Annotated in this window: 14 protein-coding genes; 3 read left to right on the top strand and 11 right to left on the bottom strand. The window is 28.2% G+C overall.

The window, feature by feature from the left end; all coding sequences use genetic code 11:
* Positions 1-175: 175 nt before the first annotated feature.
* From R4I97_RS04000 to R4I97_RS03950, 11 genes are all read right to left on the bottom strand, one after another.
* The gene (locus R4I97_RS04000; protein ID WP_335783800.1) at positions 176-1,168 is read right to left on the bottom strand and encodes a lysylphosphatidylglycerol synthase transmembrane domain-containing protein; all 993 of its coding nucleotides are present in this window, start codon (positions 1,166-1,168) and stop codon (positions 176-178) included.
* A gap of 26 nt (positions 1,169-1,194) precedes the next feature.
* On the bottom strand, positions 1,195-2,712 hold the full coding sequence (locus R4I97_RS03995) for a DUF5312 family protein (RefSeq protein ID WP_335783799.1): 1,518 nt from the start codon (positions 2,710-2,712) through the stop codon (positions 1,195-1,197).
* Positions 2,713-2,779: 67 nt separating this feature from the next.
* On the bottom strand, positions 2,780-3,496 hold the full coding sequence (locus R4I97_RS03990) for a DUF4241 domain-containing protein (RefSeq protein ID WP_335783798.1): 717 nt from the start codon (positions 3,494-3,496) through the stop codon (positions 2,780-2,782).
* Positions 3,497-3,709: 213 nt separating this feature from the next.
* Positions 3,710-5,401: a phospho-sugar mutase gene (locus R4I97_RS03985; RefSeq protein WP_335783797.1), complete on the bottom strand. Its 1,692-nt coding sequence runs from the start codon at positions 5,399-5,401 to the stop codon at positions 3,710-3,712.
* 164 nt (positions 5,402-5,565) lie between these two features.
* Complete coding sequence (locus R4I97_RS03980) at positions 5,566-6,657, bottom strand: leucine-rich repeat domain-containing protein (RefSeq protein ID WP_335783796.1); 1,092 nt, start codon at positions 6,655-6,657, stop codon at positions 5,566-5,568.
* A 222-nt stretch (positions 6,658-6,879) separates the two neighbouring features.
* Positions 6,880-7,938, bottom strand: a complete 1,059-nt coding sequence (locus R4I97_RS03975; RefSeq protein WP_335783795.1) for a pseudouridine synthase — start codon at positions 7,936-7,938, stop codon at positions 6,880-6,882.
* 361 nt (positions 7,939-8,299) lie between these two features.
* Positions 8,300-8,725 (bottom strand): OmpH family outer membrane protein, encoded by a 426-nt coding sequence (locus R4I97_RS03970; protein ID WP_335783794.1) that lies wholly within the window; start codon positions 8,723-8,725, stop codon positions 8,300-8,302.
* A 91-nt stretch (positions 8,726-8,816) separates the two neighbouring features.
* The gene (gene bamA / locus R4I97_RS03965; protein ID WP_420535682.1) at positions 8,817-11,435 is read right to left on the bottom strand and encodes an outer membrane protein assembly factor BamA; all 2,619 of its coding nucleotides are present in this window, start codon (positions 11,433-11,435) and stop codon (positions 8,817-8,819) included.
* Positions 11,435-15,880, bottom strand: a complete 4,446-nt coding sequence (locus R4I97_RS03960) for a hypothetical protein (RefSeq protein ID WP_335783793.1) — start codon at positions 15,878-15,880, stop codon at positions 11,435-11,437. The genes bamA and R4I97_RS03960 overlap by 1 nt, the downstream gene beginning before the upstream one ends.
* Before the next feature lie 141 nt (positions 15,881-16,021).
* A complete protein-coding gene (gene ispD / locus R4I97_RS03955; protein WP_335783792.1) occupies positions 16,022-16,735 on the bottom strand; it encodes a 2-C-methyl-D-erythritol 4-phosphate cytidylyltransferase in 714 nt (237 codons plus the stop codon).
* Positions 16,728-18,563 (bottom strand): MATE family efflux transporter, encoded by a 1,836-nt coding sequence (locus tag R4I97_RS03950; protein WP_335783791.1) that lies wholly within the window; start codon positions 18,561-18,563, stop codon positions 16,728-16,730. Before R4I97_RS03950 ends, ispD begins: the two co-directional genes overlap by 8 nt.
* Positions 18,564-18,857: 294 nt before the next feature.
* Between R4I97_RS03950 and R4I97_RS03945 the strand changes: the two genes are divergently transcribed.
* The 3 genes from R4I97_RS03945 to R4I97_RS03935 all read left to right on the top strand — a co-directional run bounded on the left by R4I97_RS03945 (position 18,858) and on the right by R4I97_RS03935 (position 21,001).
* Positions 18,858-19,295: a polymer-forming cytoskeletal protein gene (locus R4I97_RS03945; protein WP_335783790.1), complete on the top strand. Its 438-nt coding sequence runs from the start codon at positions 18,858-18,860 to the stop codon at positions 19,293-19,295.
* Positions 19,296-19,317: 22 nt separating this feature from the next.
* On the top strand, positions 19,318-20,109 hold the full coding sequence (gene map, locus R4I97_RS03940; RefSeq protein ID WP_335783789.1) for a type I methionyl aminopeptidase: 792 nt from the start codon (positions 19,318-19,320) through the stop codon (positions 20,107-20,109).
* A gap of 463 nt (positions 20,110-20,572) precedes the next feature.
* Entirely contained in the window at positions 20,573-21,001 is a 429-nt protein-coding gene (locus R4I97_RS03935; RefSeq protein WP_335783788.1) for a hypothetical protein, read from the top strand.
* Positions 21,002-21,019 lie beyond the last annotated feature (18 nt).

The raw sequence follows: 21,019 nt of genomic DNA, 5'->3' as shown, positions 1-21,019 counted from the left end.
ATTCTTTTTATATCATGATTTACACATTATATATAAAATACAAAACAATATCAATAAATTATATATAACTTTTTAAATTTAAAATTATCTTCACCGTATATAAACAACAAAATATGATATTACACAATATTATAATCATAAAAATACACACTATATTTATATTAATTCTTACAAATTATTCTTTTTGTGCGGTAGCTTCTTTTAAGTTAATACCCATAATAAATAGGAATATAAATCCAACTACTGTAATAGGTACGATACCCATTATATGATAAACCAAAGCATAAGGAGCTGCTATAGTTTTTTCTACACCTATTAAAGAAAGCCCAAAAATAATAGCCCATTCAAAAGGACCTATTCCAGAAGGAGCCGAAGGTACAGCAAAACCGAAACCTCCTATAGCAAATATAAATAAAGCTATAATTGGAGAAGATTTTATATTAAAAGCCTCCAAAAGAAAGCTTATAGTAAGTATTTGTCCTATAAGATAGAGAATCGTATATAAAAATATTAAAAATATATGTTTAGCATCATTTTTAAAACCTATACCATCTATAAAATTGCAAGAGAACTCTATTAGCTTAGAGCCGATTTTTTGAGGAAGTATACCAAAAACTTTATAAAAAACCTTATGAGCAAACTCTTTCTGCCACACTAAAAACATTAACACCAAAAAACCAGCAATAGATACAACAAATAAAGCAATTGCAGCATAAGTTATAGTTTTTGGAAGATTTGGAATAAATGCCACAGAAATAGTGAGTATAACACCCCCAATAATAACGTCAAATAATCTCTCTGTAACAACTGAAGCAATTAAAGCAGATTTACTAACATCTTCTTTAACACCAAGTATATAAGCACGTGCCACCTCTCCAAGTTTAGCAGGAAGTATATTATTAGCCATATATCCAATATAAGCAGCCATTACAACAGTTCTCTTCTTAATAGGCTTATTTAAAGGTATAAAACATTCCCACCTTAAACCACGCAATGCAATTATAGCTACACTAAGTATTAAAGATATGATAAAGTATGCTATATTAATATTTTTTACTACTTCAATAGAACCCTTTATATCAATTCCTCTAAAAGCGAAATATAGACAAATAATACTTATGATTATACCAATACTAATATTAATAGCTGTTTTATATTTTTTATACATAATGCTTGCTCTCTAAATAATATCTATTACCTTACAAAGTTTTTTAATAGGGATATAAAATTTTCAAAATCATCAAGCATTTCTTTTGCTATTTTTAAATTAAATCTTTCTAAAGTAGGTATTTTATTAGCATTAAGAATCTCATTTTTAGTTCCGTTATCATAGTCTTCTATAACATTTTTTACTATGCTTGTTAAATCTAATACAGAATTATAAGCATTAATAATGATTTTATTTCCCTCTTCATCTAATTTTTTAACCATAGCTTCAATTAAATCTCTGCTTGTTAAGGCTTTATTTTTCGTAATAGTCCATCCTTTAAATCTTTTAAAATTTTCAGATTCAGGACTTAATTGAGCATCAAAATTAACAATCTCTGTATTAGAATCATTTAAAGTATAAAATGCATCAAGTCCCATAGAATTTCTTTCTTTATTAGCGAAATCTACACCCAAAAACATATCATTTAAAGGAGCCTTATATTTTATATCAAATATCTCTACAACAAAAGTTTTTATATACTCTAACGGCTCTACGCAAGTAAAAGTATTACATTCATATTTTTCTAAAAGTTCATTTTTATCATCATTAATATTGCTCATCTTCATTATTTCAATTCCGCTGAAAGTCTTTTCTCTCATTGTAGTAATTTTATTAAATTTTATTTCAGATACTATCTCATTCATATCTTTTTTCAAATTATTTGTGCAGTCTGTAATATAGTTCACAAAAATATTCACATTAGATGAGTTTGTAGGAGACTTATATGTAAAATCTTTTAATAGATAAATGATGATATCACTTAATAAATTTGGTGTTTGTAAATATTTCACTCTTGCTAAGAATGATTTTAAATTATTTTCATCTATCTCCGGCATACCGCTGTACTTTTGAAAAATTTTCAAAGCACTTGCTAATTCTTTTCTTATTACTATACTCTTTACAGCTTCATCTAATCTTATTAAATCGTCTACAACCTGAATATTTGATGTACTTTTAAACGTAGGATTAGAATTATATGCTCCATCTACAAAAGAAGGACAAAAAGCTCTTAAAAATAAAAAGAAGTCAAAATTTGATATAGCAGCAAAATCTTTAAGCAAATTAAATGTCAAATTTATTTCCCGACCATTATCGCTGCTAATAAATTTTTTAAACTTACTAAAATTATTTTTTACATCATTAAATACATTATTAACTTTTTCTCCGCTATTAAGTTTTTCTGTCATATATTCCTTGTTAAGCGTGAGATATAGATTTTTCATCTCTTCATTAAAAGATACTTCTATAAGATAGTATGAAAATTGTTTACCATCTTTAATGATAAATTCTTCTTTTAAAGGATACAATAAGGGACCGATTACCTTATACATATCAAAAATAAACTTAGCAAGCGTATCTGTTAAAGCACCTGTTTTCAAATCTACAAAATGATATTTACTTCCTGATATTCTATTAGCATATTCCTGTAAACGAACCTTTTCAACTAAGCTTGGAGTTCTTATATTAAAAAAATTGTATTTTATATAATCCAAAACATTCATTACTCTATATACTCCCAATATTTTTTTAATAAAATATTTATATAAGGTTTTAAATTTTACAAAATCATTAATCCTCAGCAAATAAATCTATAAATATAATGTATAAAGCACAAATTTCGTCTTTATCATCAAAGCCAAAATATGCAGGATAAAATCCATCACCGTATCCGCTTTGAAATAAAACTATATTATATTTACTATCTGGTATGTTAAAATTAAGCCAATCACCATATTCACTTTGATATTTAGGATATTTTTTAGCATTGTCTTCTAAAAGCTTCGCAAATAAATCATCATACCTATTATAATCATCTCCATTTGATTCTATTAATTTATTTTCAAATTTTATAAAATCATTAAGAGCATTATAATCGCATATACAAGCCATACCAGCATCAACTGGAAACCCAAAAAAATCTCCATCTTCTACATCATCTAATTCTTCTACCCCTGTTAATGCCAAATCATAATACTTAGGCATTTTGTCAGATATTTGAAGCTTTACGATTGCATATCTCTCCTCATCTTCTAAAACACCAGCAAACACTTTATATTTATTTGGTTTAACCTCTTGTATAAAGGATAAAGATTCTTCATCTAAATAAGCTAAAGGATCACATGCAATAATTTTTCCGCTTTCTATATTAACTTCACCTAAATCTAAAATTTCTAATTTTGAATTATTTATTTCTTTTTTTGTAAATGCTTCTTCTAAATTATCTTGTGCTTTTAGCATATATTTTATTTTAGAATATTTTTCAAGCCACTCTTTAGAAACTTGCATATTATCCTCTATAAAAAATAATCCTATATAAAATAAATGGATTTGGTAGGTACATTAAAATATAGTTCAATATTATTTTATAGTAATAAGTAAAAAAGTCAACAAATTTAATTATAATATACCTAATAGAGCTATATGAATTATATTTTTAACGTAATATAAAAAAGCCCCCATTTAAAATTAATGAGGGCTTTCATATTTAATTGTAAAATATTATTCTTTAATAAATTTTTTAAAATTAGCTACTTTTTCTTTAGCAACTGCGAGTCTCTTATCTTTGCTTTCTTTTACACAAACTTCAAAATAGAATTTTATTTTTGGTTCAGTACCAGAAGGCCTAATAGTAATTTTTGTTTTATCAGAAAGTATGTATTGAAGCACATTAGATTTTGGAAGAGTAATGTCATTTATTTTTTTGCCGCTATTGTCGTAAACTTCTTTTTTCTCATAATCGCTTATGCTTACAACCTCAACACCAGAAATCTCTTTAGGTAAATTGTTTCTATAATAAGTCATTAAATCAGCTATAGCCTTAGCACCGTCAGCACCTTTTTTAGTGATAGATATAGTCTCTTCGTAGAAGTATCCATATTTTTCATAAATGCTCTCTAAATAATCAGCTAATGTCATGTTATTGTCTTTACAATAAGCAAGCACTTCAGCAAGCATCAAACAAGAACTAACACCGTCTTTATCGCGTACATTAGAGTTAATACAATATCCGAAACTTTCTTCAAAACCAAATAAATATGTGCCGTCTTTTGTTCTTTCTATAATATCAGCAATCCATTTGAAACCAGTAAGTACATCATAAAGCTTAACATTATTAGCATCAGCAATAGCTCTTGCAAGTTCGGTAGTAACTATAGTTTTTACTATATAAGGGTCTTTAACATTCTTTTTATTTGTAATAAGATAATAAGAAATAATAGAGCCTATTTGATTACCAGTAAGATACATATAAGAACCGTCTTTAGTAAGCAAAGCACAGCCCATTCTGTCGCAGTCAGGGTCAGTACCCATAACAAGTTCAGCACCAATCTCTTTAGCCTTATTAACAGCGATTTGTAAAGCTTCTGGGTTTTCTGGGTTAGGTGATTCAACAGTAGGGAAGTTTCCATTAGGAGGCTGAGCACCTTCTAAAGTTGTTAAATTAGTAAATCCTGCCTTTCTTAAAGCCATAGGAACCATTTTATAACCAGAACCATGAATAGGTGTATAAACTATCTTTATATCATGATGTTTTTTTATGATATCAGGATTAACTAAATAGCCCATTAAATCATTCATATATTTATCTTCAATATCTTTTCCTATAAGTGTAACTTTTGAAGCATCTCCCATTTTTACTTCTTCAGGCTTCACTTTCAATACTTCTTCTATTATATTTTTATCATGAGGAGGAATAACTTGAGCACCGTCAGTCCAATAAACTTTATAGCCATTATATTCTTTAGGGTTATGGCTTGCAGTAACAACAATTCCAGCAATACAGCCTAAACTTCTAACAGCATAAGAAAGAAGTGAAATAGGGTGAATATCATCGTATAAATAAACGCTTATACCATTTGAAGAAAGTATCTCAGCAGCAGCTTTAGAAAATACATCAGAATTATTTCTTGAATCATACCCTATAGCAACTTTATAATTACTTCCGCCTTGTTTAAGTATATAATTAGCTAAACCCTGAGTGGCAACACCAACAGTATATTTATTCATTCTGTTAGTACCAACACCCATTATTCCTCTAAGTCCGCCAGTACCAAACTCTAAATCTCTATAAAAAGCATCTGTTAATTCTTTTTCATTGCCAGAATCTAATAATGCCTTAATCTCTTTTTTTGTCTCTTCATCATAAGAGCCGTTAAGCCAAGAATTAATTCTATCTTGTACATTTTTTTCCATAAGTTATTACACCTCTAAATTGTTTTTCTAATTTTTATATTATATGTTTAAAGTATATTATATAAAAACCATATAATCAAGTAAAATGTCTAATATTATTTATATAAAAAAGAGAACCTATAAATATTATAAGTTCTCTATTATCCTATTTAGCAAAATATTTTTTAATTATTAGGCATATTAGTTTTATATTGTATTTTATTAACCCAATCATAATCTAAGAAATTTTCCCAAGGATTTGGGTCTTGAGAAGATTCATTTGGCGCTTCTACATTAGGTAAATATAATTGTTTTGGTGTAGTTTCTGTAGAACCAGCATAAGATTTAAATATATTAACAGCTTGTATATTTGGATTATCACCATTATATTCTATATCATTTAGATTACCGCAACCACTAAAAGCCCAACTATCAATCTTTGTTAATGTAGAAGGAAAACTTATTTGAGTCAAAGATGAACAGTTATAAAATGCCATAGAATTTATAGATGTCAATCCATTATTAAATACTAGTTTTACAAAACTACATCCGGTAAAAGCAAAAACATTTATCGTTGTTAATGATTCAGGAAAATTAATTTCTTTTAAAGAATAGCAATAAGCAAAAGCACTATTTTCTATTCCTGATAATATATCAGGAAGTGTAACTGCACTTAATTTAGAACAATCACTAAAAATTTGAGTAGATAATATATTTATTTTTGTATCTTTCAAATTAACTTCTTCTAAACTTTTACAACTTAAAAATGCACCTTTTCCTATATCTATTAATGCAGAAGGAAAATTAATTTTTATTAAATTCTTACAATTATTAAAAGCATAATTACCAATAGTAGTCAAAGTATCAGGAAATTCTATTGATATCAAATTTACGTTACCTTTAAAAGCATTTTCTTTTATTTCAGTAATATCTGTGAGAAGTAAATTTAATGATACGCCTTGAGAATAAATATCATTATTTATAACTGTATTAATTTTTTCTATAGTACCATTTGCCTTTATATTCTCTTCTGTATCTTCCAAGATAACTGCATATTGCTGATATTGTTCATAATATTTTTGAATTTTATTTGCTATTTCCTCTTCAGTATCATCTGCTTTTACGATATAATCTCCTTCTGTATTTTCATCTATGGTAGGAAAATCAGGTTCAGTAGGCGGAGTTCCCAATGAATCTAAAGTAGGACGCGTTACAGCTCTTCTGCAAGATATGATAAAAATAAATATTATAAATAAAAATAATGCCCTCTTTAACATATAAAACTCCCGTTTATATATAAAACCTATAAAATGTAAATTAGTAATCAAATTTATATAAATATTTTATAAAAAATATAACAAAAATAAGATAAAAAACACATTATTTTTATTGATTTTTTTTGTTCTATAGTGTATTATTAACGTTAAGAATATGTATATACTTCTATGATTTTAATATATTAATAAAGTGATAGCCCTATAATAATATTATAGGGCTAATTATTTACTTTTCTTATTTAAAGATTTTGTATTCTTTTTTAATGACTTTTTAACAGATTTTTTTACCGTTTTTAATTTTTTTTCTTTAGAAGCAGCAATTTTTTTAGCACTAATTTTTTTAATAGTAGATTTTTTAGGCGCTAATCTTTTTTTCTTAGGTTTAGCCTTAGCCCATTTAGATTTATCATGCTGTTTTTTCTCTTCTTTTTTTACTTCTTTTTCACTATCTTTTAGAAAATCTTCTTCGTTAAACTCTTCATCTGTTTCAAGTGTGTTATTAGAAAATAAAGACTCTATCTCTTTGAGCTTTTTATCTTTTTGCTTAAAGAAAAACTCTATCTCTTTTTTTGTTAAATCTCTAATATGTCCAGCCTCTAAAGTACCAGATACATCATCATATTTGCTCACACACCCTACAGATATTCTCTCCAAATCAATAACCTTATAACCCAAATAATCGAATATCTTTCTTATCTCTCTGTTTTTACCTTCGTTTATAGTAAGGCGAATCTTACTTTGCACTCTTCCTTTAGAGAGAATTTTAAACTTAAAAGGGGAATATGTAACATTTTTTATTGTAATGCCGCCGCTTGCTTTTAATAGAGCTTCAGAATCTATTTTTCCATTAACTGTAACATCATAAACTTTTAATATTTCATAAGACGGGTGTGTTATAATATTAGCAAACTCACCGTCATTTGTAATAATCATAATCCCCCGAGATTCAGAGTCAAGTCTTCCAGCATAAAAAAGCCTCTCTTTTATACCCTTAAAAAACTCTGTAATTATCCTTCTGCCAGGTAAATATTTAGTAGTGCTCACAACCCCCAAAGGCTTATATAAAGCCATATACCTTTTAGTTTGTCTTTCTATAATATTTCTATCTATTGAAACACTGTCTGTTTCTTTAACTCTATAAGCAGGGTCTAATATCACCTGATTGTTTACTCTCACCCTTCCAGACATTATAGCTTTCTCGCAATTTCTTCTGCTTGCAAAACCAGATTCTAATATAACTTTAACAAGTCTAGTATTTTCTTTATTTGTTTTATTATCCATTGTTACTCTCTAATTTTGTATGTATTTGGGTTTTTTATTTGATTAATAATAGCGAATATAATTAATAATTTATAACACATAATATATAAAAAAGCTCCGCTATAGCCGTATGCGACATAAATGCACCTAACTTTATAGTCAGGTGGGTTCCCCAGAAACATGACCTTGATTTCTCTATACCATATCGCGATAATGGCGAGCCTATCATTGATGCTTCAATCCAGATCCCTTTAGCATTAAATTATACTGGTGCAAGAATGTCATCGCTTCACGTACCAAGCAGAGTATTATTAATATAAAGTCTTTTTTATTATTTGTCAATAGTATGTATTTTTAAATGAATTATACTATTTATTAATAATTATTTTTTCATAACAGATTCTTTCACATCCTTAATAACAGCATCTGTAATATCAAAATTCCTATCTGCATAAAGAATAGCATATTCAGTTCTCTCAAGTATTAAAGTATAACCTTCTTTTTTTACTATACCAAGAAGTGATGAAGCAACCTGTCTTTTAACTTGACCTCTCAAAGAATTATCTCTCGGATTAGTATTTATTTCTGTATTATTAGTTTCTGCTAAATCTCTATTATTTTGCTCTTCCATTTTTAATTTTAAATTCTCAACAAAAACTTCATCTTTCGTAACCTCTTTTACAACTCTATCTAAATCAACATAACCAACCTTAGTAAGCCTATATGATTGTGTAAAAACTCTCGGACTTATTACAGATATAACTAAAAAAGATAAAAACATTAAGCCAAAAATATAATATTTTTTCATAATTTATTTTCTCCTTTTATATTTTACTGACAAATTATTTATAAATATAATAAAAATTATAATAAAAACTGCAAAATAGCAATATATAATTTTAATAGAATGGGTGGTTCATTGTAAATGCAATTCCCCAGCCTCTGCCAAGCCACTTACCAAGAGGAGAATAAGTATCGCCCTCAAAATCCTGAAATCCTTTACCAAAACCAACATCATCTTTATTGTAAACAAACCTCTTAGCAAAATAGAATCTAATATTAAATATTGGTATAGTAAGTCTCAAACCAAAACCTACAGAATACATATACTGTGAAGGGTCAAATATATCCTTAATATCCATAAACTGAGAAGGATAATCATAAGCATCTCCATAAGAATTAAGACCTGTAGAATAAGGAAGCCATAACTGACCTGCATCAAGAAAACCAACAAATCCTAAAGTTTTTGGTATAATAGGTATACGAAGCTCTGCAAAGAACCTCACTTTAGCTCTACCATAACTCCAAGAATCTTTTTGACCATTTTCATTAGGCAAATCATAAGTGCTTAAACCTCTATTATATTTAAATATAGTATATTTAGAAGTATCCCAACCTCTAACATCTTCAAATGGGTTAAGATAATAAAGCACATCAGCATCATTCTGAATAGGAAGTCCAGGAATGGCTATAATTTGACCAATCTCACCATAGAATGCAAATGAAAGCCATTTAGTAGCAGGCACAGCTAAGAAACCTGTAGCATTTAATCTCATTAATTGTGTATGGTTAAAGTAGAAATCCACTGTACCTCTTAAGAAACTTCCCCTTGTAGGGTTAAGATAATCATTTCTGCTGTCTCTAAGAAGTGAATAAGATACTATAAAAGTAGTAAACCAATCACTTTGCCATCTTTGGAAACTTCCGTCTTTTTTGTCTATTCTATGAACTAAATATTTTTTAATATCATTCAAAACATAATTTGGGGTTTCAGCTGTTGCACCTTGATCATACCACTGCTGATACTGCTGTACAATGGTGTCAAATGTTAAGAAAGTTGAGTAATAGTCAAAGAAATAATAACCAACCCTCGCAATACCTTCAAAACCATGTCTTGTATAATAAGAGTATTTAGGAAGCCCAAACTGGTCACTTCCTATTTGATATCCTGTATTAACACTTTCATTAAAGTAAGATAAATCAAATCCCAAATATATAGGCAAATTAAGCAAATAAGGCTCTGCAAAATTAACTGCTATTCTCTTTTGAGTCTGACCAAACTCACCGCTTAAACCTAATTGCAAGCCTCTTCCTAAAAAGTTGTTTTCTCTAATAGAAGCAAAAACTTTAAATCCAGAACCAGTAGAAAAACCGCCTCCTCCAGATACCATAGCAGACTTACCATCAGTAACATTAAGACCAAGCTCCATAAGTCCTTCAGCAGACCCAGGCTTTACATTAATATTAATATTGTCAAAGAATTGCGTATTATATAATCTCTCTTGTACACGCTGTATTTTAGCAGAGTTAAATACCTCACCAGGTTTTATATCAATATATCTTTGTATAACAAAATCTTTAGTTTTAGTGTTTCCTGCTATTGTGATGTTTTCTATATGCGCCTTATCGTTTTCAACTATATCATACATTATATTAACTATCTTGTTTTCTTCATTAACCGATATAACAGGAATAACTTGTCTAAATATATAACCCTTCTCAGAATATTTATTTTGTATACCCTGATAATCAGCCATGTGATAAGTATAATTATACAAAGCGCCCTTCTTAGATTTTATATCCGCCTGTATAACATCTGAAGGTATAACAAAATTACCCTTAAATCCAATATCTCCAAAATAGTATTTATCACCTTCTGTGATGTAAATATCTATAATCAAATCCTGCTCATTTTTTACCTGAGGGTCTCTCCATTGATAAGTATATCGAACATTATTTACTTTAGCCTTGTAATAACCTCTATCAGCATAATACTTTACTATTTTAGACTTATCCTCTTCAAACTTAAACTCATTAAACTTACCCAAAGATAAGAAACCATTTTCCTTTGTAGACATCTGTCTTTTTAATTCATTAGGAGAAAAGTGGGTGTTTCCGTGAAAACGAATGCTCGATACCTTAACCTCATTACCCTCTACAATATTCATCTCTATTACAACATCAGAAGCTGCTTTATCTTCAGTAACCTTTGGCTCAACATAAGCCTTTAAATATCCTTTATCTTGATAGTTAGTGATAATAGCATTAACAGCATCATTTAACTTCTGAGGTATATAAGGGTCTCCCACACGCATTATAGGTTTTATGGCATCATTTAATGCTGTTCTGCTTAAACGCTTATTTCCGTTATATATAATATCTTTAATAATAAATCTCTCTGCCACTACTATATTAAGTATAATGCCGTCATCTTCTCTTGTAACATCTATAGCAACTCTGTCGAAAGATTCTGTGTTAAATAGACTTTTTATAGCATTATTAACTTCTGTTCTAGAAAATTTACTTCCTTTTTTAATAGGGAAATTATTTTTTACTTGCTCCTCGCTAAGCCTTACTTCCCCTGTAACTATTATGTCTTTAATAGTAAGACCTTCATAGACTGCAATATTTTGTGAAGTTTGTAAATTTTCAAAATCACTTTCAGCCGCCTTCAAAAATAAAAAGGCAGCAAAAAGAGTAATAACAATAATAATAATAAGATTTATTCTAAATTTCACTAAAATCTCCACCGTGTAACTATATTAAAGTCTTGACCTGTTCCTTTTATATTGAAAGGGTTTATTTTATACTCAAATACAAAATTTGCAAGTCTATAATTTTTTAGTAAAGACACTTCAAAGCCAAATTGATGGTCAAAATAGTAAGCATCAACCGGTCTTCCTAATTCGCTCGGCCTTGAAGCATCATTAACTCTATAAGTAACATCATATTTCAAATATAGATATTTAGAAATATATTTACCTATACCTACGCTCGTATTATCCCAAACAGAAGAAGCACTAAGATTATTGTTATTTGTAACAAACAATAAGTTATTCACCACCGTAGGGCTTAAGTTAATATAATCTATACCCAAAAACTGCCTTACCCAACGCTCTACTGGTCTTAAAACCGTACTTCTCAATATCAAATCACTATAATTCATAGTAAGCTGCTGTAGTTGGGCATTATTCATATTGTTAGCAGAGTTTATACTGTTGAAATTTTCGGCATAAACTTGATTTTCTCTATTACCAAAAGTACCCTGAGGTATTCCAGCTAATTGATTAACCTGATACTGTCCAAGCGAAGGGATAGTGTAGAATCTTACAGGAGATATGCCGCCTGTGCTGTCTGTCAATAATTGAGAAACTCGGGCATTCATTTCCATATAAAGTGTAACGCTTTCACCTGCATTTTGATATTCCAAAGAATCTGCAGAAACACTGACATTTGCCGGATAATATTTTTTATATGTGAAAGCAGTTGCTTCTATTATAGGGTCATAACTATTAACATCTGGGAATGTTAAAGTACCATTTTCTACTTGATATACATTCTGTAAATAATAAATGCTTCCCCTATCAAAATTAATAGTACCCTCTAACTCTAATCCGTCTCTCAATGTGCTGTATACACTCATTTTAGAGCCGTCTTCAAGATAAACATCGCCAACCAAATTATGCGCAACTCTAACTTGCTGCCAAGCTTCTATAACAAAATCCCAATAAATCTTACTAGCCATACCATAAACATGCTCTTTATATGTATTTTGAGGGTTAATAGATAATTGAACATCACTTTTCATAAGAGTTAATGTTCCGCCTATTCTCGGCTCTGCTATATTTCCGCCAACTTGTAAATCTACGTGTAAAGGTCCCTTTATTTTTACAATATTAAGGTCTAATGAACCATTTAAAAGTCCTAATTGCTCGTCTGATGAAAGTAAATCAAAAGCCATATAATTTATATTATTTTTAAATATTTCGGCTTCCCCTGTAATAGATAAATTTTTCTTACCCTTATAAGTAAATGTAAGATTGTTTACATTAAACATATTGCCGTCAAAATTAAAATCTACAACTGTACTGTCAAATATATCAGAGAAATATGCTATTTTTACTTTCTTGCCATGACCTAAAAATCTTCCATTAATTGCAATATCGTCTTTAGGTCCGTGAACCTTGGCATATAAAGTATAAGGCTTATTATCAACCATAAAATTAGTAGGCGATGACTGTATCTCTGTAAATAATACATTAAATATCTCAAATATCTCAACATTAAGCCTATCGGATGTAAGAAGCAAATCTACTTGCTCTTTACCTGTATCTTTTATAGTACCATCAATATTAAGAATATCATAATTATCATAAACATATCTTAACGAAGTTGCACTAACTCCATCTTTATTAGAAATGCTTCCATATATACCATGACTTTTATTGTTTTCAAATGTAATATAATCATTATTATATCGTATTATAGTACCAAACTCAGGAAGCTTTCTTTTATTAATTGTTATAGGTGTTGTCTGTAGTCTAAACTCTTTGCTTCCATCTGCTAAAGAGCGCATATTATAATCAATGGTGCCGGAATAAGTACTCAAATAAAATAATTTATCAACTTCTATAGTCATATTATGCAAATCTTTTGAAAAATATGCATAAGGTATTTTTAATTGCTCACCTGTTTTTTTAAATGTTCTCGACTTTACAATACCAATAGAACCAGTTTTGCTCATAAGTACATTTTTTATCTCTACTTCATCTGTTTTATAATAGCCTGTTAAAGAAACATCATACCTGTCTCCTAGAATTTCAAAATCTTTTATATTAAACTTGTCTAAATATATAACAGGGTCATTGAGAAGCCCTATTACAGTTGCATTAGCAGTAATTATGCCATACATTCCGCCAGCCATATCAAGGTTAAAAGGCAAATCGGATATAGTAAGATTTCCAAATAAATTATTTTGGTTAATAGATGTATCTAAAGCTATCATTCCATTATTATTAGGGTCTTTAAGTAAAGCCGTAAACTTATTAACCCCATCAGAAGAAGAAAGTACACCCTCGCCAAACACTCTATTGTCGCCATAATCAACTACTATGTTTGTAAATACTATGCTTGTATTAGAAAGTTCAAATTGAGTATTTAATGCAACAATAGGGGATATGTTTTTATTAAATTTAATGTCCCCATATAAATATATTGGCTTATTTCTGTAATTGTCTATAGATACATCTGCATTAAAAGATATATCATTAACTTTTAATTCATTAGGTGTTGCTATATTTAATTCAAAATCTCCATTGGTTGCAATAAAGCCATTAGCAACTATTTCCGAATGCTCTGTAGAAGCATATAATATCCTGCTTCCATTAGTAGCTGTAAGTGTGAAGCCATTTAAATTATAATCACCAATAGGTGTCTTTACGCTTCCATTAGCTTTTATGTTGAAATTCTTATCGTATTCTATAACAGCATTAGCATTAATACCGCCGCCTTCTGAAAGCCTATAAAATATATCGTTAATCTCTATTTTATTACTGTAAGCTAAAGCCCCTACTCTAATTAAATATTCCTCTGTATAAATCTTTCTAGAAGACACATTTAATACATGAACATTTCCCTTTCCATCTGTATACGAAGCATTGCTTAAACTATATTTAACATTTAGAGAAGATAAATTATCAATAGGATTGCCGCCCAAAAATACAACAAATAATTCTTGCGGTATAATACCATCAGCCTCTACCAATACAGCTTTAGTATTATCTAATGATATATCAACATTAAAAGGGTCTATATATTTATTTCCGCTTAAATTCATTTTTATATATTTTTCTTTTTTCATGTACCTTACAACCCATGTTAATGGATATTTTAAGGCATTTTCATAAGACAATTCTGATATTATAAAACTGGAAGACAACTCTTCATCATTAACTTTTATAGGTTTTAATGATAAAGCAGCAGATAGCCTATTAGCACCAGCAGATAAGTCATTAACATTCAAACTCAATACACTGGAAACAGGATCATTCAAAGGAACTATGCCGCTCAATACTATATTGCCGTCTAAAGCATTGATATTAACATTAGATAATATTAAATTATTATTAGTAATTTTTGCATCAGCATATAAATTAAATAATTCGTCTTTTGCTCTAATATCAAAATCTATATATATGTCTTTATCAATCTCATAATTACCATAAGCATTAATATTCACATAATCAAAACGGTCAATAGCATTACTAATCATTTTTATGTTATCATCATTAGGCTTTATAGCATTGTATATTATAGGGGTATCTAATGCTATGCTCACAAACTTATAAACTGTATTTTTATCTATATTGGCATCTAAAAGTTTGAAATTAAGTTTTTTATTATTATAGTTATAATTAATATTTAATAGATCATCTTTTTCTGTATTTTTTAAATTTAATTCTAAAAAATCATTATTATTTGTAGCATTTATATCGTATTTAAATAAATCTCTTTCGCTGTCTTTAGCACTTATTATACATGTTAAAAAAGATAAATCAGGATTAACTTCTGTAGAAAAATTTAATATAGTCTCGTCCGGAAGATTTAAATTATAAGTAAGAAAATATTTGTATGACCTAAAGTTTCCATTAAGAGATGTTATAGAAACCTGAGATATATTTCCATCCTTATCTTCTATTTTTGTATTAAAATCTCTTACAAGAATACTTTTATCTAATAATATATCTGTTATATTTTTTATAATCTCTTTGTAATCTGTATCTGCATTACTATTCGACTGAAAAATAGATGTATCCAAAAACTCAGGATAAAAATCACCCTTAGTAACATCAACATCACTAAGCATATAAAATATATCTTTCTTTATAAAAAGCCTTAGTGGGTTAAAACTCAAAAGAGCTCTTTCCATACTAAGAAATTCCTTATCATTACCTTTAGAATAAAGTTTTACATTATCAAGAATAATTTCTAACCTAAATGATAAGCTTATATCCTCTATATAAATATTAATAGGAGATACTTTATTTACATAAGATATAATATTATCTAAATACTTCTGTTTATTTGAAAATACAAAAGAAATGCTAAACAAACTAGGTATTAAGAAAGCTATCAAGGTAGTAGCTAAATAAAGTTTAAAACGTGAGTGCTTTTTACTACGCACTCATATACCTCCATAAGCCTATAAGCAACTAATATAATAACCTATTTCAATAAAAATTGTTATATAAAATTTTCGGATATATACTTATTAAAATATATCTTATTACAATACAAAAAGCATATATATATTAAATATACAAAATTATATGCCTTTTAGTTTTTTAAAAATAGATAAATCTTCTTTATTTGTTATTTTTATATTATTTGAAGAGCATTCTATAATACCAACTTTCCCTGAATATTTACTATATATTTCCGCATCATCTGTTGCTAATTTTTTATTTTTAGCATTCATATATTTACTGATAGCTTCCAAGTATTTATTAAAATTGAATGCCTGAGGAGTAGCAGCTCTATATAAATATGTTCTATCTATTGTCTCTTTAATATTTTTATTATCATCAACTTTTTTTATAGTATCTGTTACTTTAGAAGCAAGTATAGCAGCATCATTTTTTAATACATAATTATAAAGGCTTAATATTTCTTTTTTTGTTACTAATGGTCTTACTCCATCATGAATAAACACATAATCAGTTTTTATATTATTTTCATTTAAATATTTAATAGCATTATAAACAGAATAAACCCTCTCGCTTCCGCCTTCTATATAATGCATAATTTTTTTAATATTATCTTTTATAGCATCTTCTTTTTCTATATACTTTTTTATATTATTTATCTCATATTTTGAACTTACTAAAACAATATTATCAAATTTAAACTTTAAAACATTAATTAAAGTATGTATGAATATAGGCTTATTATCAACTTTAATAAATTGCTTTTTTATTTTTCCGCCAAATCTTTTTGATTGTCCTGCTATAAGTAAAATTAAAGTATTATAATTATTCATTTTTCTTATTCTTTAAATTTTTTCTCTCTTCAATTTGTTTTTCTTTTTCAATTTTTCTCTCTTCTCTAAGTTTATGCCTTGCCTCTCTTCTTAATCTCACATTTTCTGATATTTGCTGTCTTTTAGCTTCTTTTTCTTTTTTTCTATCCTCATTATATCTTCTATGTTCCTCATTCATTTTCTCTCTATTTTGTTTTATCTCTTCAATCTGCCTTTTCCACTCAGCAACCTCTTTTGCCCTCTTTTCTTCTCTCTCTCTTATTCTCTCTTCACGCTCTTCCATTCTTTTTAATTTTTCTTCTTCTCTTTTTTCAAACTTTGATAATTTGATAGGGTCCGTAATATTTTTAATTTTATTCTTCAATTTTAATGAATAATCTTTTCTTTTTCCAATATTTTTAGGGAAAAACTTTGCACCAAGTTCATCTACAAATAATTTTGCTCTAAGCATGAATATATTTTGCGTCTGCATATTAATAACAGATACCCAAGGCACTCTTGATAAAATAGCAAGGGCTATAACACCAGACATTGTGTTAGAGAATAAGTTACCCCAAAATACTGCCCAGTATTGAATATACCTTGAAGTAATTAAAATAAAAATATATCTAAGAAGCCATATTCTAAGTATGCTGATTAGAAGCGGTATCCTCGTTCTTCCAAGCCCAATCAAAGCACCCTGCACAACCATAGTAACACCAAAACCCAAAACCGATAAAGCATATATAGGCAAAGACCTATTAGCCACATATAAATCCTCTACTTCCCTTGTAAAAAGTATAGTAATATGCGGAGACAATGGTATTATAATAACCATAAGTAAAATAGCTGTAATAGCGCTCATCAATATACCCATGTAGCAAGACTTTCTAGCCTTATCAGCGTATTTAGCCCCAATGTTCATACTTACCATAGTTGTAACTGCAGAACCGAAAGCAGCAGGCAAATTATAACAAACAGCTGTTATATTGTTAGCTATACCCTGCCCATTTAATATAGCAGGCCCATATTTTTCTACTTCGCTATTTATTAGGAAAAAACCTAAATTGCTTAGAAAAGTAGTAAGCATAGAAGGAACCCCTATAATCATAAGTTCCTTTAATATAGAAAAATCAAACTTGAAATCTTTAAGACTTAATTTGTCATCGCTTTCTTTTATAAATAAATCATAATACATCCAAACGCTAACTATAGCATAAGTGGAAAAAGAAGATAATACACTTCCAACAATTTTAAGATGCAAGAAATAAACATAAATAAAATTAAATATAATTTTTAATATAAGGAGTAAAACCATTCTTATAAAAGTAGCCTCTGGTTTACCGCTTGCATTTTTAAGACCATTATATATAGCAGCCATGAAAGTCATAGGCATAACAAAACTATATAATGATAAATATTGAAAAACATTCTCTTTAACACCCGGCTGTAAATTCATAGAAACAAGTATGCTTACAACATATAAAGTCGGCCCCATGGCTATACCAAATAATACACCGGCAACAACTATCTGTGTTGAAATTCTTTTAGCATTTTTAAAGTCTCCGATACCATTATATTGCCCAACTATCGCCATAGCGGCAACACCCAAACCTTGCGATAAAGCAGTCATCATATTAATAATAGGCTCTGAAAAGTTTACACTGCTCGCTATAATTGTACCTGTAACATTATTCAAAAAAAGCCCATCCATAAGAGGCATCATTGATTGCACCAAACCCATCATAAGAGTTGGAATAGAAAGCATTATTAACGTATTTGTTATAGAACCATGAAGTATTAAATCTCTTCTTGCCTCTGTAGACTGGCTTTTAAAAAAATTGACCATATATTTCCTTCTAATTGCTGTATAATAATTTGAATCACTTCAGAATATTATAACAATAATAAAAAACTTTTAAAGATATTTTTAATTAATTATTTTTTATAATTTATATTTTTTTGTATTCACATAAAATTATCGTATTGATAAAACTTTGGTTTTCATAATTTAATTATATATAAAAAATTATTTTATTAAATAATGGTTAAAATATATAAGTTATTGAAAATCTATAAACTTGACATTTTAGTTTTATACTTATAAAATCAAAATGAAGTATAAATTTGGAGTGTGATTATTATGTCAAAAAGAGAGATGATTAATAGTATAATAGGGGAAGGTTCATATTTCAAAGGAACTTATATAGTAAAAGGCTCATTTCAAATAGACGGCAAATTTGAAGGAGACTTAAAAATAGACGGGCATTTAATAATAGGTACTAACGGCAAGGTAAAGACAAGCACTATTATTACAGACAGCATAACAATAGCTGGTACTTTAATAGGCAATATATCAGCTTCAAATGAAGTAGTATTAATAGAAACAGGAAGAGTTTTAGGAAATATAGAAGCTCCTAAGATAGATGTCGGAGAGGGTGCTGTTATACAGGGAGAAATGACTATTACAGGCGGACAGAAAAAGAATATTACAAAGATAGTAGAAGATTCTTTTAGTGATAAGGTTGAGGCAGAAAATACTTTTGAGAATCCAAATAATACAGAGAATCAATCAAATTGATAAATAAAGGAAAGCATTAAAAATGGCTATTAAAATAAAAACACAATCAGAAATAAATTTGATGCGTGAAAGCGGACATATATTAGCAAATGTATTTAAAGAAGTTTCTAAACTTGTTGAGCCTGGCATATCTACAAAAGAGCTTGATAAGTTTGTGTATGATTATATAAGAAAGCAAAATGCAAAGCCTTCTTTTAAGGGTTACGGCAATCCGCCTTTTCCTGCTTCAATATGTGCTTCTATAAATGAAGAAATAATACATGGAATACCAAGTAAAAAAAGAATATTAAAAGACGGCGATATAATAGGTCTTGATATAGGTGTTTATTATAAAGGATATCATTCAGACAGAGCATTTACTTTTAAGGTCGGAAATGTATCTGAAGAGGCTTCAAGACTTGTAGATACAACTATGGAATCGTTTTTTAATGGAATAAAACAAATAAGAGACGGTGTTCATTTGGGAGATGTTTCTTATGCCATACAAAAAACTGCAGAAGATGCAGGGTATTCTTTAGTGAGAGAGTTTAACGGTCATGGGGTTGGGGCTAATTTGCATGAAGAGCCTGCTGTGCCTAACAGAGGTAAAAAAGGTTTTGGTCCTGTACTTAAAACTAATATGGTAATAGCAATAGAACCTATGGTTAATATGGGACATCATGCTATATATATTGAAGATGATGATTGGACTGTTGTTACAAGAGACGGTTCTTTATCTGCTCATTATGAACATACTGTTGCTGTTAAAGAAGATGGAGTAGAGATACTTACTGCCTTGGAAGATGATGAAATAGTAAAAAAATATTTTTCTTAAATTTACAAAATAATAAAATATATTAAAAAATATTTTATATCGCATAAACTATATTTTTTATGCGGTGTAAATATGTATTTAAAAAAATATCCCAAAAAAAATAACTTATATCATATAAATAATATTTATTAAAAAACGTAAATAAATATTTTTTTAAATAGTTCATTTATATAATACTTTTATATTATATAGAAATATATAAATATTTAATAATTATATTTAATAATTATATTTTAATCTTGTTTTAATTTAATTTTCATAACATTTTTTGTAAATATCTTGCCATTTTTGTACTTTATGTTATCATTAAATTGATAGAAAAAATGATTAATTTGTTAAAATTAAAATATTATTTTTTATTAGTCCGCATTGTAAGTTTTCAAGTACTTTCAAATAAAATTATTTTTAATCATTTAAAATCAATATTTGCTTTAAAATTCATAATAAAGGAGTAATAATTATTATGGAAATATTATTAGTTTCTCACAAAGGCATTGCTTCAGGCATGAAATCTGCAATGAAGATGATAATTGGAGAAGAGTCTCAAGAGCTTAAAATATTAGAACTTACAGAAGAAGATGGAATAGATATATTTTCTAAAAATTTAGAAGAATGTATAACCAATTGGCTTTCAGACGAAAACAAAAAAGGCATTATATTTGCTGATCTTAATGGAGGTGCTCCTTATAATCAAATTGAGGGTATTTTGCAAAAACATAATTTAAAAAGCAGAGTTAAAGTTATTTCAGGTATGAATCTTGCTATTATTATAGATGCCTTATTTAAAGACATTGATGTAAATAATTTAGATGAAATACATGAGATTATGAAGGCAGGAAAAGAAGCAATATTATGTATGGATTTAGATTCTAATACAAGTGATAATAAATAAATTATATATACAAAAATT

The sequence above is a fragment of the Brachyspira pilosicoli genome, from assembly GCF_036997485.1.
GTDB classification, from domain to species: Bacteria; Spirochaetota; Brachyspiria; order Brachyspirales; family Brachyspiraceae; genus Brachyspira; species Brachyspira pilosicoli_C.
Note: the sequence above shows the minus strand (reverse complement) of the source record. Positions and strands in the feature narration are given on the sequence as shown.